15 protein-coding genes are annotated in these 16,591 nt (G+C 34.3%); 10 read left to right on the plus strand and 5 right to left on the minus strand.

Annotation, left to right across the window (positions count from 1 at the left end; genetic code table 11):
• Window positions 1-82: 82 nt before the first annotated feature.
• Window positions 83-676, minus strand: coding sequence for a thymidine kinase (locus tag K0R77_RS05270; protein WP_300349453.1), 594 nt, complete (start codon window positions 674-676; stop codon window positions 83-85).
• Between the two features lie 60 nt (window positions 677-736).
• Here K0R77_RS05270 and K0R77_RS05275 point away from each other — a divergent pair, with 60 nt between their 5' ends.
• From K0R77_RS05275 to fabG, 3 genes are all read left to right on the plus strand, one after another.
• Window positions 737-2,254: a hypothetical protein gene (locus tag K0R77_RS05275; RefSeq protein WP_300349456.1), complete on the plus strand. Its 1,518-nt coding sequence runs from the start codon at window positions 737-739 to the stop codon at window positions 2,252-2,254.
• Window positions 2,255-2,256: 2 nt separating this feature from the next.
• A complete protein-coding gene (gene rsmI, locus K0R77_RS05280; RefSeq protein ID WP_300349459.1) occupies window positions 2,257-2,934 on the plus strand; it encodes a 16S rRNA (cytidine(1402)-2'-O)-methyltransferase in 678 nt (225 codons plus the stop codon).
• 94 nt (window positions 2,935-3,028) lie between these two features.
• Window positions 3,029-3,772 (plus strand): 3-oxoacyl-[acyl-carrier-protein] reductase, encoded by a 744-nt coding sequence (fabG, locus tag K0R77_RS05285; protein WP_300349461.1) that lies wholly within the window; start codon window positions 3,029-3,031, stop codon window positions 3,770-3,772.
• A gap of 56 nt (window positions 3,773-3,828) precedes the next feature.
• On the opposite strand, the gene K0R77_RS05290 is transcribed toward fabG, so the two are convergent.
• A complete protein-coding gene (locus K0R77_RS05290) occupies window positions 3,829-5,340 on the minus strand; it encodes a tetratricopeptide repeat protein (protein WP_300349464.1) in 1,512 nt (503 codons plus the stop codon).
• 436 nt (window positions 5,341-5,776) lie between these two features.
• Between K0R77_RS05290 and K0R77_RS05295 the strand changes: the two genes are divergently transcribed.
• The gene (locus tag K0R77_RS05295; RefSeq protein ID WP_300349467.1) at window positions 5,777-6,040 is read left to right on the plus strand and encodes a hypothetical protein; all 264 of its coding nucleotides are present in this window, start codon (window positions 5,777-5,779) and stop codon (window positions 6,038-6,040) included.
• A 31-nt stretch (window positions 6,041-6,071) separates the two neighbouring features.
• On the opposite strand, the gene K0R77_RS05300 is transcribed toward K0R77_RS05295, so the two are convergent.
• Window positions 6,072-7,112 carry a GMP reductase gene (locus tag K0R77_RS05300; protein ID WP_300349468.1) on the minus strand — a complete coding sequence of 347 codons (1,041 nt, stop codon included), beginning with the start codon at window positions 7,110-7,112 and terminating at the stop codon, window positions 6,072-6,074.
• Between the two features lie 69 nt (window positions 7,113-7,181).
• Between K0R77_RS05300 and K0R77_RS05305 the strand changes: the two genes are divergently transcribed.
• Genes K0R77_RS05305 through K0R77_RS05315 form a run of 3 tightly spaced genes read left to right on the plus strand, consistent with a single transcriptional unit; the run spans window position 7,182 to window position 9,579 of the window.
• Window positions 7,182-7,952 carry a prolipoprotein diacylglyceryl transferase gene (locus K0R77_RS05305; protein ID WP_300349469.1) on the plus strand — a complete coding sequence of 257 codons (771 nt, stop codon included), beginning with the start codon at window positions 7,182-7,184 and terminating at the stop codon, window positions 7,950-7,952.
• Window positions 7,930-8,163, plus strand: coding sequence for a hypothetical protein (locus K0R77_RS05310; protein WP_300349471.1), 234 nt, complete (start codon window positions 7,930-7,932; stop codon window positions 8,161-8,163). Before K0R77_RS05305 ends, K0R77_RS05310 begins: the two co-directional genes overlap by 23 nt.
• 12 nt (window positions 8,164-8,175) lie before the next feature.
• A complete protein-coding gene (locus tag K0R77_RS05315) occupies window positions 8,176-9,579 on the plus strand; it encodes a radical SAM protein (RefSeq protein WP_300349473.1) in 1,404 nt (467 codons plus the stop codon).
• Between the two features lie 277 nt (window positions 9,580-9,856).
• Here the strand turns inward: K0R77_RS05315 and surE are convergent, their stop codons facing one another.
• Window positions 9,857-10,627, minus strand: a complete 771-nt coding sequence (gene surE / locus K0R77_RS05320; protein WP_300349476.1) for a 5'/3'-nucleotidase SurE — start codon at window positions 10,625-10,627, stop codon at window positions 9,857-9,859.
• A gap of 144 nt (window positions 10,628-10,771) precedes the next feature.
• Between surE and K0R77_RS05325 the strand changes: the two genes are divergently transcribed.
• A complete protein-coding gene (locus tag K0R77_RS05325) occupies window positions 10,772-12,901 on the plus strand; it encodes a carboxy terminal-processing peptidase (RefSeq protein ID WP_300349479.1) in 2,130 nt (709 codons plus the stop codon).
• Window positions 12,902-12,973: 72 nt separating this feature from the next.
• Here the strand turns inward: K0R77_RS05325 and K0R77_RS05330 are convergent, their stop codons facing one another.
• Window positions 12,974-13,477 carry a superoxide dismutase family protein gene (locus K0R77_RS05330; RefSeq protein WP_300349481.1) on the minus strand — a complete coding sequence of 168 codons (504 nt, stop codon included), beginning with the start codon at window positions 13,475-13,477 and terminating at the stop codon, window positions 12,974-12,976.
• Between the two features lie 111 nt (window positions 13,478-13,588).
• Between K0R77_RS05330 and K0R77_RS05335 the strand changes: the two genes are divergently transcribed.
• Together K0R77_RS05335 and K0R77_RS05340 are read left to right on the plus strand one after the other, a co-directional pair.
• Window positions 13,589-15,820, plus strand: coding sequence for a TonB-dependent receptor (locus K0R77_RS05335; RefSeq protein ID WP_300349484.1), 2,232 nt, complete (start codon window positions 13,589-13,591; stop codon window positions 15,818-15,820).
• A 36-nt stretch (window positions 15,821-15,856) separates the two neighbouring features.
• Window positions 15,857-16,501, plus strand: a complete 645-nt coding sequence (locus K0R77_RS05340; protein WP_300349486.1) for a hypothetical protein — start codon at window positions 15,857-15,859, stop codon at window positions 16,499-16,501.
• The last annotated feature ends 90 nt before the right edge of the window (window positions 16,502-16,591 follow it).

The raw sequence follows: 16,591 nt of genomic DNA on the forward strand, positions 1-16,591 counted from the left end.
TGCCTATTCTGCTTATATTTTGTGTTTGATATAATGAAATTCTTGTAAGTTTATTAATTCTAAACCTAAACCTTAGCCTAAATTAACCATTTTTCTTCTTCAAAAGTACTTCGTCAATAAAAACACGACGGCTTACTGCTTCATAACTTTCTGTTTCGCCTAATTCTACAAGATTATTTCCCTGAGAAATCCTCATAGAATAATTGGCTAAATTCCCGGTTCTTTTGCAGATTGCATGAACTTTCGTTACATATTCTGCCGTTGCCATTAAATTTGGCATCGGGCCGAAAGGTCGCCCAAGAAAATCCATATCCAAACCTGCAATAACTACTCTTATTCCATTGTTTGCCAATTCATTAGCCACTTCTACGATGCTTTCGTCAAAGAATTGTGCTTCATCAATTCCTACCACGTCACAATTTGATCCCAAAAGAATAATTTCATTAGGATTTTCAACTGCAGTGCTTCGGATCTTATTTTTATTGTGAGAAACGACATCTTCATCAGAATATCTCGTATCTGTTTTGGGTTTGAAAATTTCCACATTCTGCCCCGCCATTTCAGCTCTTCTCAGTCTTCTGATCAACTCTTCGGTTTTTCCGGAAAACATTGAGCCACAAATAACTTCCATCCAACCGCTTTGTTTGGAATGATTAATTGTATTTTCTAAAAACATTTGTTATTTTAGCCGTAATATTTTAAGATCAAAAGTAAGCAATTTTAATAAGATTCTTCTATGCAGAACATCCAAGATTTACAGGAAAAGATTTTTTTTGAATCAAAGAATATCATTGGTATTCTTGACAAAATAAACCATGTTGACGAACTACTTTCTAAGCAGGATCTTATTGATCAATTAGCAGAAAGAATTTCTTTTTTGAAATTGTTGAAATCTAAAGTGGAGTATTACCAAAAGGATGATTTACAATTTTCACAAGCTTTTTCGAATCATTCTCTAGCCGAATCTATCTCTGAATCTCAGGATTTTTCTCATGAAGTAATGGAAGAAGAAGCCATTTTTAATAATGAACTAAACGAAATCGGAAAAGCAGAAACTCATCTTCCGAATAATGTAATGGAAGAAGAGGCGATTTTTAATAATCAACTGAATGAAATTGAGGAAAATGAATTCCATGAAAACTTGGTCAGCCTTGCCGAAGAAGAAAAGATTGTTGAAAACGCTGAAGAAAATACCGTTCATGAAGATTTAGATACGCACATTACAGAGGAAGAATCTGTTTTTAATGACCAATTGGATGAAATTGAAGAGGAAGATGCAAATGAAGAAGTTTCTGAAGTTTTGAGTTTTGTGGATGAAGAAAGAATCTTAGAAAATTCTGTTCCTGAAGAAGACAATATTGAAGAAGAAATATTTGATCAAAAAGTAACTGAGGAAGAAGCCATTTTTAATAATCAGTTAAATGAAATTGACGAATTTGAAAATGAGATTTCTGATGAAAGTGTTTCAGATTCATTTGAGGAAGAAGAGCAAATTCAGAATAATTATGAATCTGTAAAAATTACAGATGATTCTTCGGAGAAAATTCCAAGTATGTTTGAATCAGATGAGCCTGAAGATGAAATTTTAATTGAAGAGTCTGAAAATGAGACTGTTTCTGATGATTTTAAATATGATGAAGACGGAATAATTACTGAAAACTCTAATGTAGAAAGTATTCTGACAGAAATTAAAAAAGATACTGAAACAGAAATCGAAATCAACGAAAATACTTTAACAAACGAAGATTCTGACAGAAGGAAAATTGTTGATATCGACAGACCTTCATCAGACATCGAAAAAGAAAAACCTGCATCCGACGAAAGCTTTGAAAATTTGGAAGCGTATCAACAGGAGAAGAAAATAAGACTGGCGAATATTAAAGGCTTAAAAACAATTCAAACATTGTTTGATGATGATCCTTTAGCAAGAGAAATTCCTCAAGACAAGCCGGCTCCGGTTGTGAAAGAAGATTCAGGAAGTATCTTAAAAACCAATATTCCTACGGAATATATGGAAGCTGAAAAGCAAAAACCGGAATTCAGATTAGATCTAAATGACAGAATGGCTTTTACAAAACTTCTTTTCGGAGGAAGCCAGACCGACCTTAACCAAGCCGTTGCTGAGCTGAACAGATGCAGAAATCTGGAAGAGGCAAAAGAATATCTAAGCGAACTGTACTACGACAGAAAATGGAATAAAGTCGATGAGTACGCACAGAGACTTTGGATATTGGTAGAAAATAAATTCTTATAATTTTGAGTGGAATCCTATATTTTGTTCCCACACCGGTCGGGAACTTAGAAGACATGACTTTCAGAGCGATTAAAGTGCTGAAAGAGGTCGATTATATTTTGTGTGAAGACACAAGAACTTCAGGAGTGCTTTTGAAGCATTACGAAATTTCAAAACCATTAAAATCTTATCATTTACATAACGAGCATACTGCGACCCAAAAAGTGATTGCAGATCTTCAAAGCGGACAAAATATCGCAATCATTACCGATGCAGGAACTCCGGGAATTTCGGACCCTGGATATTTATTGGCAAAAGCAGGTTCGGATAACAATATTGAAATGATATGCCTTCCAGGTGCAACGGCTTTGATTCCGGCATTGGTGGTTTCTGGTTTGCCAAATAATGAGTTTTTGTTTGCTGGTTTCCTTCCTCCGAAAAAAGGCAGACAAACGAAGCTGAAACAACTGGCTGAAGAGAAAAAAACCATTGTTTTATACGAAAGTCCGCATAAGATCAACACGACTTTAGAGCAGATTAAAGAATTTTTTGGAGAAGAAACAAGAGCAAGTCTGAGTCGTGAAATTTCAAAAAAATTCGAAGAAACTAAAAGAGGAACAATCAGTGAATTAATTGAATTTTCTAAAAGTAAAACTTTAAAGGGAGAGATTGTACTCATTGTGAATAATTCAGCCAAGTAATCGCTAATTGAATGAGTAATCCAAAAATTATTTTAAGATAAATAATATCTTTGCAATTTCAAACTAAACTATTTTAGATAAAATCATCATATATATGAAACTATTAGAAGGAAAAGTAGCGCTAATTACCGGAGCTACAAGAGGAATCGGAAGAGGAATTGCCGAAATTTTTGCTCAACAGGGAGCTAAAGTAGCATTTACCTACGCCGGTTCTGTAGAAAAAGCGAAAGAATTGGAAACTGCTTTGAGTTCTGTAACTCAAATTAAAGGGTACCAGTCTGATGCATCAGATTACGATGCTGCTCAGAAATTGGTAGAAGAAGTAATGGCAGAGTTTGGTAAAATTGATATTTTGGTCAACAATGCAGGAATCACAAAAGATAATCTGTTGATGAGAATGTCAAAAGATGATTGGGACACGATAATTAAAGTTAATTTAGATTCTGTATTCAACCTTACGAAAGCGGTAATTAAGCCGATGATGAAGGCGAAATCAGGCTCTATCATCAATATGACTTCTGTAGTTGGAGTAAAAGGTAATGCAGGACAGGCAAACTATGCTGCTTCTAAAGCCGGAGTTATAGGATTCACAAAGTCTGTTGCTTTAGAATTGGGATCAAGAAACATCCGTTGTAACGCAATTGCTCCAGGATTTATCGAAACTGAAATGACAGCAGCTTTAGATGAAAAAACAGTTCAGGGATGGAGAGAAGGAATTCCTTTGAAGAGAGGAGGTCAGCCGGAAGATGTAGCAAATGCTTGTGTATTCTTCGGAAGCGAAATGTCTTCTTACATTTCCGGACAAGTCTTGAATGTAGACGGAGGAATGCTTACTTAAGATCAGTTTAAATCAAAATATAAATCCCTTTCATATCTTTATGAGAGGGATTTTTGTTATTCGGAATCAATATAATTTCTCAGCCAGATCCGAAGATCCTTTTCAGAGGAAATTTCAAGCTTTTTCCGAAGATTATAACGGTTATTTTCTATTGTTTTTACTGCTTTGAAGGTATAGTCTGCTATTTCTTTAGTGTTAAACCCTAAGTAAATATAAGCAGCAAAAGTAAGTTCAGAAACTTTAAATTTCGGATTGATACTGAGCATTTTCAGTGTAAAGTGCGGACAAACTTCCTGAAATTTCGTAAAAAATTCTGAACTGTTTTCTTTAGCGAGCTTCCTTACTTCATTGAAGGCTTCGTTGACCTGTAGTTTTACTATTACTTTTTCATTTTCCTGTACAGCTTTTTCTGACCGGAGCTGTTTGGCCATTTCTAAAGCTTTATGGTTTCTGATTTTAGATTTTTTTAGAAGATAAATAATAAAAGCAGAAATAAAAATAAGCAAGGATGAAATAATCAGCGTTAATTTCCAGCTTTCTCTCACTTCCTTCTGATGTTTCGCTTTTTCCTCTTTCATAACCTCATTCAGCACAAAATCACGTTCATTTTTTTTGCGTCCGTCTAATTCGGTATGTACTTTCAGATACATATCATGATATTTTTTTGCTTCTGAAGCATTACCTTGCGAAATGTGAAGTTCAGAGATTTTTTTAAGCAATTCGCTCTTGATATCAGGAAAATTATTCTGCTCAAAACTTTTTAGTGCACAATCATAATATTGATGGGATTTTTCGTAATCTTTTTGATGAATATAAAGATTTCCCAGACCAATAAGAGATTCAATTTTGCAGGGATGCTTTTTACCGTTAAAAAATTCTAATGATTTGTTATAATAATATTGCGCAGAATCTATTTTGTTTTTGCTAAGATGATAATTTCCGAAACCAAGGCAAGAACAGCCTTTTTGAATATAAGCATCTTTAAATTTGATTTTTTTTAGAATTTTTTTTTCTTTTTTAAGATAATAATACATCGAATCCGGCATATTGATATTTTGAAAAAGGTAACTCAGATTAGAATAGGTGGCGCTTTCTGTAAGCGAATCTGTGATGTTTTTCTGAGATTTGCTTTCAAGAATATCAATGGTTTTTCTATAATTTTCGGAAGATAAAGTATAAAGCTCCAGCAACAGGTAGTTTCCTCCTAATAAAGCTGAAAGCTTTGCAGAATGGGTTTTGTCTTTGGCTAAATATTTTGTGTACTGCTGTGCTTTTTTTACATTCTGTACGCTTTCTCTGAATTTTGCATTGTCGTAAAAATAGGCAGCGAGATAATAATAACCGTAAGAAAGGCCTTTATCATATTTTAATTGCTCAGATAAATTGATTATTTTTTTTGAAGAAGCAAAAACCTGATTTGTTTCTCCATTCAGATACAATTCATTGGTACGGCTGATAAGCTGATCGATTTTCCTTTGTTGAGAATTAGAATTTTGTCCTGATAAAGAAAGGCTTTCTAATATGAAAAGGACTAGGAAAAGATTGCAAAAATCTCTTTTAAAACCCATTTTTATATTCTTTTTCTTTGCAAAGATGAATAAGCTCCGGAAAAAAAACGTAAAATATATTTTAGAGGACTTTATCAAATCCATATTTAAGGCTAATGTTGGTTAAAAAATATTTTCTTTTCATCCATCATCAAATTTTAATTAATCAATGATTTACTAATATCTTTTTTACATCAATCTGCGGTGTTTTCTGCCAGATAAGTTCTTGATCAGGCGGTAAATTTAGTTTTAAATTTCATAATAATCTTTATTTTCTCCGAACTTTAAAAATCATAAGTTTTAAAACTAACGTCAAAAGAAACTTTTGTTATGTATTGATTTTATATAAACAATAGTTGCCTCTTTATTATCCTGGCAAAATTGTCAGGAGGGTAAGAATAAGGTTGAATAAATTTAAAAAGATATTCAAAAAATAAAATGTGATTGAAGTTCAGAGATGAAATTAATTGGCAGGAGTAAATTTTTGTACCACACAATATCAAACAAGGGAAGACTTAAAAGTAAGATCAATAAAAACTCCGAATACTTTTTCCAGACTGATAAAATATTCGGAGGAAGACTTTCTTCGTCATTCGTATTCTGTGTTTCGTTTGAAGATGCAAATAGAAAGAAAATAAATAAAATAACCAAAAACTCTACCCCTCAACAAACCCTCTATCTGGTGAAACCTTTGTTTGAAAACGTTTTCAACGGTATGTGAAATTCATTGATTGGTTTTGAAGCACTGATAATCAGTCATTAAAAACCTGATTTTCCTGTTCCTGAACTCTTATAAAAGTCGTTCTTTTAGATAATTCTTTCAATGTTGGAGCACCTACATAGGTACAGGTTGATCGCACTCCACCCAAAATATCTTTCACAGTTTCTGATACAGGACCTTTGTATTTTATTTTCACAGTTTTACCTTCAGAAGCCCTGTATTCAGCTACACCTCCGGAATGTTTATCCATTGCTGTTTTTGAGCTCATGCCATAGAAGAGTTTAAACTTCTTCCCATTTTCTTCGATCATTTCACCTCCACTTTCATCATGACCGGCAAACATTCCGCCGAGCATCACAAAATCTGCTCCTCCGCCAAAAGCTTTGGCAACATCTCCCGGAACTTTGCATCCTCCGTCTGCAATGATGTGACCTTTCAATCCATGCGCTGCATCTGCACATTCTATAATCGCAGAAAGTTGGGGATAGCCGACTCCGGTTTTTACTCTTGTGGTACAGACAGAACCTGGACCAATTCCAACTTTGATAATATCTGCACCAACTAAAAGAAGTTCTTCTACCATTTCACCTGTTACCACATTTCCTGCAATGATAATTTTATCAGGGAAATTTTCTCTGGCTTTTTTTACAAACTGTACAAAGTGTTCAGAATATCCATTTGCAACGTCAATGCATAGAAATTCTATTTTTGGATGTTGACTCAAAATTGTTTTTATTTTTTCTTCATCTGCTTTTCCCGTTCCTGTGCTTAAAGCAATGTATTGGTGAATACTTTCTTCCTGATTGTCAAGGAATTCTTTCCACTCTTCAACAGTATAATGTTTGTGAACAGCGGTGATTATTTTGTCTTTTGCGAGCTCTATGGCCATTTCAAAAGTTCCTACCGTATCCATATTGGCAGCGATTACTGGAGTTCCTTTCCATTTTTTTTGAGTGTGAAGAAATGTAAATTCTCTGTTTAAATCTACTTCTGACCGTGATTTTAAAGTAGACCGTTTTGGTCTGAACATTACATCTTTAAATCCCAGCTTGATATCATTTTCTATTCGCATTTTGTCTATTGATTTAGTATTTACAAATTAAAATTAATAATTTATCCTAAATATACTACTTTTGAAATCATGGATTTTCCTGTTACTTTTCAGATTTTCGGTAAAACAATTTTGGCGCATCCTGTGTTTGAAACATTAGGAATATTTCTAGGGATGCGTTTTTATTTTTATCTAAAAAGAAAATCTTCCGAAAAACTGTCTTTCAATACTTCGGCTGCAATTTTAATCGGTGCAACTGCCGGAGCATTATTTGGCTCAAAACTGATTGGGAATTTAGAAAACCCATATATGCTGTTTGAAAATTTTAGCTTAAAAAGAGTCTGGACAAACAATACGATTGTTGGCGGTTTGGCTTTTGGACTAATTGGAGTAGAATTAGGAAAAAAAATTGTCGGGCATAAAGAAAGTACAGGCGATCTGATTGTTTTCCCATTGATCTTGGCAATTATTATCGGACGAATAGGCTGTTTTCTAACGGGAGTTCACGAAGAAACGTATGGAATACCTACAGATTCTATTTTCGGAATGCATCTTGGTGATGAATATCTCAGACATCCGGTAGCGCTGTACGAGATTGCATTTTTGATTCTTCTCTGGATTGTTTTAAAAATAAATAACAAAAAATTAGACCCTTCAGGTTTTATTTTTCAGATATTTATGCTGAGTTATTTCACGTTTAGATTTACCTTAGACTTTATAAAACCTAAAATTGAAATTATTGGAAATTTAGGAACGATTCAGCTCGTTTGTCTTTGTGTAATGATCTATTACATTTTTAAGATTAAAACAACTATAATAAACCAAAAGAAATTAAAATATGAAAATACTAACGCTTCTTGAAGTTGGCGGATTGGAAGGCTTAGTTGCAATGATTATTCTGATCATTGTTGTTGTCGCTTCTGTAGTATCATTGGTCATTACAGTTTTTGTAAAGCTGATTTATGAAAGCAAAGATGGGAGAAAATTTTCTAAAAAGCAGTTTTGGCAAACCATGTTGATTTCACTATTAATTTGTGGATTGATCAGCGGTTTTGTGTGTGGAGGAATGTAAAAAAATGAAATTATGCCAGTAAGAAATTATACCTATTACGATTATACAATCAGTCTTTGTCCGGAATGCTTGAAAAGAGTAGGAGCAAAGATCATCATTGAAGATGAAGCAGTTTTTATGACCAAAAGATGTCCGGATCACGGTTTTTTTAAAACCATGATTGCTTCCGACGTTCAATATTATAAAAACATCAGAAACTACAACAAAGCCTCAGAAATGCCTTTTCATTTCGGAACTGATGTGGAATATGGTTGTCCTTATGATTGCGGTTTATGCGTAGATCATGAGCAGCACAGCTGTCTTTCGATTGTGGAGGTTACAGATCGGTGTAATCTGACCTGTCCGACTTGCTATGCGATGTCTTCGCCACATTACGGAAGTCACAGAACTTTAGAGCAGATTGAAGCCATGTTTGATACGATTGTTAAAAATGAGGGCGAACCCGATGTCGTACAGATCAGTGGTGGTGAACCAACAATTCACCCCGAGTTTTTCAAAATTATGGATATTGCAAAGTCGAAACCCATCAAACATTTGATGCTCAATACCAACGGAATCCGTATTGCTAATGACCCGGGTTTTGCAGAAAAACTGGCGACTTATGCTCCTGAATTTGAGATTTATCTTCAGTTTGATTCCTTTAAACCTGAAGTTTTGGAAGATTTCCGAGGCAAAGATCTTACAAATGTCCGCATGAAAGCTTTGGAGAAATTAAATGAATTAAACCTTTCCACAACGCTCGTTATCGTTCTTCAGAAAGGAAAAAACATTGATGAGATCGGAAAGCTGATTGATTTTGCATTAAAACAAAAATGCGTCCGCGGAATCACTTTTCAGCCCGTTGAAGTTGCCGGAAGAAACAGAGAAGATTCTGCGCATGAAAAAATTACGTTAACTGAAGTTCGTCAGGAAATTTTAAATCAGTTTCCGCTCTTGAATGGAGACGATATTATTCCTGTTCCGTGTAATCCGGATTCTTTGGCGATGGGATATATTCTAAAGCTGGAAGGTGAAACGATTCCTTTAACACGGTATATTAATCCTGCTGATCTGCTGAAGAATGAAACGAAAAATACCATCGTTTATGAACAAGATGAAGGTTTACAGATGCAGCTTTTAGACATTTTCAGTACAGGAATTTCTGTAGATAAAGTTCAGCCTAAAGTAAACCAGTTATTGTGTTGTCTTCCGGAGGTTTCTGCTCCGAATTTAGATTATGACAATTTGTTTAGAATTATAATCATGAATTTTATGGATGCGTACGATTTTGATGTTCGAGCGGTCAAAAAATCATGCGTTCACATTGTGAATAAAGATTTAAAAATGATCCCTTTCGAGACGATGAATTTATTTTATCGTGATGATAAAATTAAGTATTTGGAAGAGTTGAGGAAAGAGGATAAGATTTTGTTTTAAATTGATTTTCACGCGATTTATTGGATCTCACAGATTTGCACAGATTTTTTATTGTGATGAATCAATTACGACATCGGAAACTGAAGCGTTAAGAAAATTTAAAAATAATCCGTTAAAAAATTCCCACTGTTCGAAGCGCGAGACAAATTTTGAATTGAAGGGACTAACAGTCAATTCGCGCAAGTTTGGGAATTTTAGGATTATTTTTAAATTTTTAGCCTTCAGATTCCAAGTCTTGAATTTTTGGTTCTTTTGTTTCAAGACAAAAAGAACATAATTAATCAAACTTCATCACCTCATTCAGCGTGTTCATATACTCATAAGCCGTCATATCAAATTTCACCGGAACAATAGAAATATATCCGTTTGCCAAAGCCGTTTCGTCAGCATCTTCAGACTCATCCATATTGTTGAAATAACCAGTCAACCAATAATATTTTTTACCGTGCGGGTTGATTCTTTCGTCAAAACTTTCTTCCCATTTTGCATTGGCTTGTTTACAAATTTTCACGCCTTTAATTTCTTCTTTTGAAAGTTTCGGAATATTTACATTCAAAACAACACCTTTAGGCATCGGATTTTTCAAAGTTTTTCTTACAATATTCTGAATATATTCTTTTGCCTGCGTAAAATCTGCTTCCCAACTGAAATCAAGAAGAGAAAAACCAATGGAGGGAAGACCTTCTACACCGCCTTCAACCGCCGCAGACATCGTTCCTGAATAAATCACGTTGATAGAAGAATTAGCACCATGATTAATTCCTGAAACCACAATATCCGGCCTTCTCGGAAGAATTTTATCTAAAGCCATTTTTACACAGTCAACGGGAGTTCCGCTGCATGAAAAATCTTTTTGAGGACCTTCAAGATGTACCTCTTCATAGCTTAAAGTGGAGTTTATAGTGATGGCGTGACCTTTTCCGCTTTGGGGCGAGTTGGGAGCTACCACAATTACATCACCGATTTCGTTCATAAATTCTACAAGATTTCTGATACCGGGAGCAGTAATTCCATCATCATTGGTTACCAGAATAAGTGGCTTTTCCATAAAAAATTTAAATTTTAACAAAAATACTTAAAACTAATTGATAATTATAAATAAGGTATTAAATTTGATAGTTTGTAACAGTCATTTAATAAACACTACTTATTGGATGATTTAAAAAAATTAATAAAAATATATTACAGATTTATGTGGAAAAATTTTAAACTAAATAAATTTCTACTTTTTATTCCATTGACAAGTCTTATGTTTTGTTTCAACTCGCCAAAGAATGACGATGAGAAAATGCAGACGATAATGGTGAGCGTTAAAAACACTCTTTCATACTTACATTACAGCCCAAAACCCATCAATGATGCTTATTCAAAAGATGTTTACAAACATTATTTTGAGATGATCGATCCCGGAAAAAGATATTTTCTGCAATCGGACATGGCAGAATTTGGTAAGCACGAAACGAAGCTTGATGATTATTTGAATTTGGGTGATCTTTCTTTCTACAAATTGACGGTTGACAGATTGTACCAGAGAGTTGATGAAATTGATAAGATTACACAGGAGATTTTCAGCAAACCAATCAATTTGGAAGAAGATGAAACTTTAACTTTAGAAGCAAAGCTTAAAAACGTTCCTAAAGACAAACAGGAGCAGTATAACGAGTGGAAAAAGTTCATCAAATACAATATCCTTCAGGAAATTGAGTCGATGAACAGCAAAGAAGAAGCTCAGAAAGAAAAGAAAGATTCTGTTCAGAAATTTAAACTGAAAGATACTATCAAACTTGAAATGCTATCTCCTCAGCAAAAAATGACAAAAGCAACTGATGAGGTAAAAGATTTGGTGAAAGAAACCTTTACCAGATTCAAGAAAAGAAAAAAAATGGACTGGTTTACAGTCTACATGAATGCTTATACAGAAGTTTTTGATCCGCATACAAACTATTATTCTCCGAAAGACAAAGAAGATTTTGATACACAATTCAAAGGAAAAGTGATCGGAATAGGAGCAATTATTCAGGAAAAAAAAGGAAATCTTTTCCTTGGAGCATTGACGATTGGTGCACCGGCCTGGAAATCGAAAAAACTTTCAGAAGGAGATAAAATTCTTAAAGTCAGGTCTAAACCTAATGAAGATGCTGTAAATGTGGTTGGAATGCTTTCTGATGAAGCGGTGAGACTGATAAGAGGTGAAAAAGGAACTCCGGTAACTTTGACGGTTCAGAAAAAAGATAAAACGATTGTAGAAGTAACAATGCTTCGTGAAGAAGTGGCAATCGAAGATACTTTTGCAAGAAGTATCATTGTAAACTCTCCAAACGGGAAAAAATATGGTTTTATCAATTTACCAAGTTTCAACGCAGATTTTGAAGATGAAAAAGGAAGAAATGCTTCTGATGATATCAAAAATGAAATTGTAAAACTGAAAGCTCAGGGAATTGAAGGAATTGTTTTAGACCTTAGAAATAACGGTGGTGGTTCATTGACGGAAGTTGGTGACATCATGGGACTTTTTATGAATGCAGGACCTTACGTTCAGGTAAAAGACGGAAACGGAAAAATCCAGACTTTGAAAAATAAGCAGGAAACTCCGATTTGGACGGGTCCTTTAGTAATTATGCAAAACGAACTTTCTGCTTCAGCATCTGAGATTTTAGCAGGTGCAATGCAGGACTACGGAAGAGCAATCATCGTGGGTTCGCCACAATCTTTCGGAAAAGGAACGGTACAGACATTTGTTGATTTAAATAGATTTTTAAATACTGAAGATGATTTCGGATCATTAAAGCTGACCATTCAGAAATTCTACAGAATCAGTGGAGAATCAAACCAAAGAAAGGGAATCGTTTCAGATATCAGAATGGAAGATTTCTTTACTTACGCAGAAGTTGGTGAAAGATACGACGATTTTGCTTTGGCTTGGGATAAAATTCCTAGTTCAAACTATCAGAAACTAAGTTATTTTGATGTAAAAGCTTTAGAGAAATCGAGCAACGACAGAATGACTAATAATAAAAATTATCAGCTATTATTGGAATCTGCAAAATGGAGAGAACAATTGGATAAAGAAGAAACGATCACTTTGAACATCAACAAGTTTAATGATTTGATGAAGCAGAGAAAAGCTCAGATCGAGAAATTTAAAGCGTTGACAAAATTTGAAAACGGACTGAAATTCTCAATGTATCCTGCAGAAATCGAAAGAGAGAAAAAAGATGAAGCATTCAAGAAAAAATCTGAAATGTGGATCAAAAATTTGAAGAAAGATACTTATCTTCAGGAAGCGATGAATATTATCGCAGAAATGAAAGCTAAAGTTTAAAACTTTATCTTCAAATAAAAAGCGGCGCTAATCGAAGATTAGCGCCGCTTTTTATTTGAAGATAAGGAAAGATTATTTAATTTCTATACAACCAACTCGGCCTCCTGCATTTCCTGTTGGCTGTGTCATAAAATCATCTTTTCCTGCGTGAATGATAATTCCCTTACCCATAATGTTTTTCGATTCCTCTACACAATCTAAACACCATTTATCGGTTTTAAAGGTCAGTTTAGCCTTTCCGTCTTTATCGGCTTCAAGATTTCCGATATCTCCCATGTGAAAGCTTCCGGTTCCCCATTTTCCGTGATCGTGTTTCCCTGGATTCCAGTGTCCTCCTGTTGAAGTTGCATCAGGAGCAGAGCAATCGCCTTTTTCATGAATGTGAACGGCATGAGTTCCGGGAGTCAGATTGGTTACATCAAGATCCATAACAACGTTATTTCCTTCCTGTGTAAATTTAGCAGTTCCGCCAGTCTGGGTTCCGCTTTTTGCTAAAATGTTGTAGGTTTTACTTGTACTGCAAGACGCAGCAAATAGAGCACAACTTGCCAATAAAGTCAAAGTTTGAAATTTCATGTAATAAGATTTTTGTGATTATATTCCTTTCAGTACAAAAATATGACCATTCGGTAGAAAAAATTTAGAGATTTCAATCTTCCTTTATATTTTTGCTTAAAACTTACAGACATGAAAATAAAATTTCATAAAATCACTTTCATCTTATTCTTTTTTTCATTTATTCTGAATTTTGCTCAGGTGAAAATCTCCGGAAAAGTGACTTTTAAAAATAAGGGAATTGCCGAGGTAAATGTAACATTAAAAGATACTTACGACGGTGCAACAACCGATGCGAATGGGAATTTCTCTTTCGAAACCTCAGAAAGAGGTGCTCAAAAGTTAACATTTAGCCATGTAAAATATTATGAAATTGAAAAGGAAATCAATATTGATGACAAAGATCAAACCGTAAACGCAGAAGTAAAGGAACAGATCAACGAAATCGACGCAGTTGTAGTTTCCGCAGGATCAATTGAAGCAAGTGACAAAAAAAGAGCTACAGCTTTGTTGACACCCATTGATATTTATACAACTGCAGGAGCAGACGGACAAATTTCTTCTGCCTTAAATTATCTTCCGGGAGTTCAGAAAGTTGGTGAAACAGAAGGTTTGTTTGTCCGTGGCGGAACAGGAACCGAGTCTAAAATTTTCATGGATGGAAGTTTAATAAACAATTATTTTTCAAGTTCAGTTCCCGGAATTGCAGGAAGAGATCGATTTAATACGTCACTTTTTAAAGGAAACGTTTTTTCAAGCGGTGGATATTCTGCTTTGTACGGACAGGCTTTGTCGGGAGCTTTAATGCTCGAAAGTGTTGATCTTCCTGATCAGAGTTCTTATGATTTTGGAGTTTCTCCAATATTTTTAAGCGGAGGTTTTCAGAAATTGGGCGACAACAAAAACTATTCTTACGGAGCTACAGCAGGATATTCTAACCTGAATCTGATGCAGAAAATTTTCAGTTTTAATACAGATTTTATTGATGCTCCACAAGGTTTTAATGGAGATATGAATTTTAGATTGAAAACAAAATCAGGTGGTTTTATTAAATATTATGGAATGTTTGACACCAATACAATGGGTGTAAAAACAGAAAGTTTAGAACCAAATTATGATTTTGCTTTAGTAAAATTAAAAGGAAAAAATACCTATCATAACCTTTCCTTCAAACAAAAATTCGGAAAATACCTTTTGAATGCAGGAACTTCTTATTCTTTCAATCAGTCAGATTTAAAATTTTCTACAGAAACGAATAATGTGGAAGGTGTTGAATCAAAAGTGTCGAATGACGGAAATTACATCAATTTTAAAGCCGTTGTTGACAGAAAGATCAATAAAATAAGTGCTTTGCGCGGTGGTTTTGAATTAAATTATGCCAATGAAAAACTGAATTTTGGTGAAATCAATAAAAATTATCGCGATCTTATATCTTCTGCTTTCATGGAAACAGATTTGGGTTTCAGCAATCATCTGTCAGCAAAAATTGGAGTGAGAGCAGAAAATTCTTCTTATTTAAATAAGACCAACATCGCTCCCCGTTTTGCTTTGGCTTATCGTTTGGCAAAAGACTGGACAACTTCTTTCGCCTACGGATTGTTCTTTCAAAACCCTGAAAGTAAATATATTAACTCTTCTGAGAAATTAGATTTTCAGCAATCACAGCATTTTATTTTTCAGGTTCAAAGATCTACTGAAGGTAGAAGCTTAAGGTTTGAAGCATTTTATAAAAAATATGATGAACTGATAAAAACACAGAACATTGTTCCAAATGCAGATCAGAATCAACAGGTACAAACTGCCTTTAATAATGACGGAAATGGTTTTGCAAAAGGTCTGGAATTATTCTGGAGAGATAAGAAAACATTCGAAAATATCGATTACTGGATCAGTTACTCATTTTTGGATTCTAAAAGAGATTTTCTGAATTATCCTTTCAGCTTAAAACCAAATTTTGCTTCCGAACACACCATTTCTGCAGTCGCAAAAAGATTTATCCCAAAATGGAAAACCGGAATTAATCTTTCTTACACCTACGCAAAAGGACGACCTTACTACGATATTATCACTCAAAATGATATAAACATCATTCGCAACGAAGGAAAACTGAAGGATTACAATGCCCTGAATTTAAGTTTTAATTATCTTCCGAATTTAGGTAAAAAAGATGCCAAAGCTTTTACCATTTTTGTGTTGAGCGTTTCGAATGTTTTAGGAAATAAAAACATTTACGGATATAATTTTTCACAAAACGGAAACAGAAGTTCGGCAGTTGTTCCGCCTGTAAATACCTTTGTTTTTGTAGGAATGTTTATCAGTTTCGGAGTAGATAAAACTCAGGATGCAATCAATAATAATCTTTAAATTTATTCAAAAATATAAACCTTTAATATTAAAACAATGAGAAAACAAATTTTAAGCTTTACTTTAGTTCTGTTCAGTTTACTGTCTTTTGCTCAGAGCACTTACGAAAAAGTAATGAAAGAAAAAATTGGCAAAATCGAAACTTGTAAAACACCGGAAGATTTTCAGGTCTTAGCCAACGACTTTCAGAGAATTGCTGATAAAGAAAAAGGAAAATGGCAACCAAATTACTATGCAGCATTTTCTTACATTCAGAAGGGAAGAATTTTGATGAGAGAAAACAAAGTGCAGGGATTGGATGAGGTTGCAGACCAGGCGCAAAAATATCTTGACGATGCCCAGAATGTAGACAAAAATGCTGAAACTCAGTTATTGCAAAAAATGATCTATTCTTTGAAAATGATGGTCAATCCTATGGAAAGATACATGACTTACGGTACAAAAGCAACAGAGCAATTTAACTCCGCAGAGAAACTTGATCCCAATAACCCAAGAATTGCGTTGATCAAAGCTGAAGATGTATATTTCACACCAGAACAGTATGGCGGAAGTAAAGAGAAAGGGATTGAGCTTTTCAAACAGGCTTTAGAGAAATTTAATTCTTACAAGCCCAAAACAGATCTTGATCCGAATTGGGGGAAATCTGAAGCTGAATATTTTATAAATCAGGCTCCGAAATAGAATAATTTGATAAACCTTCCCGAGAAGGTTTATCTTTTTACGATTGAACCTGAGAAATGATATTCGCAAGATAATTTCATCTGCCTTTGA

Origin of the sequence: Chryseobacterium sp. (genome assembly GCF_029240215.1) — a bacterium.
Classification (GTDB): domain Bacteria; phylum Bacteroidota; class Bacteroidia; order Flavobacteriales; family Weeksellaceae; genus Chryseobacterium.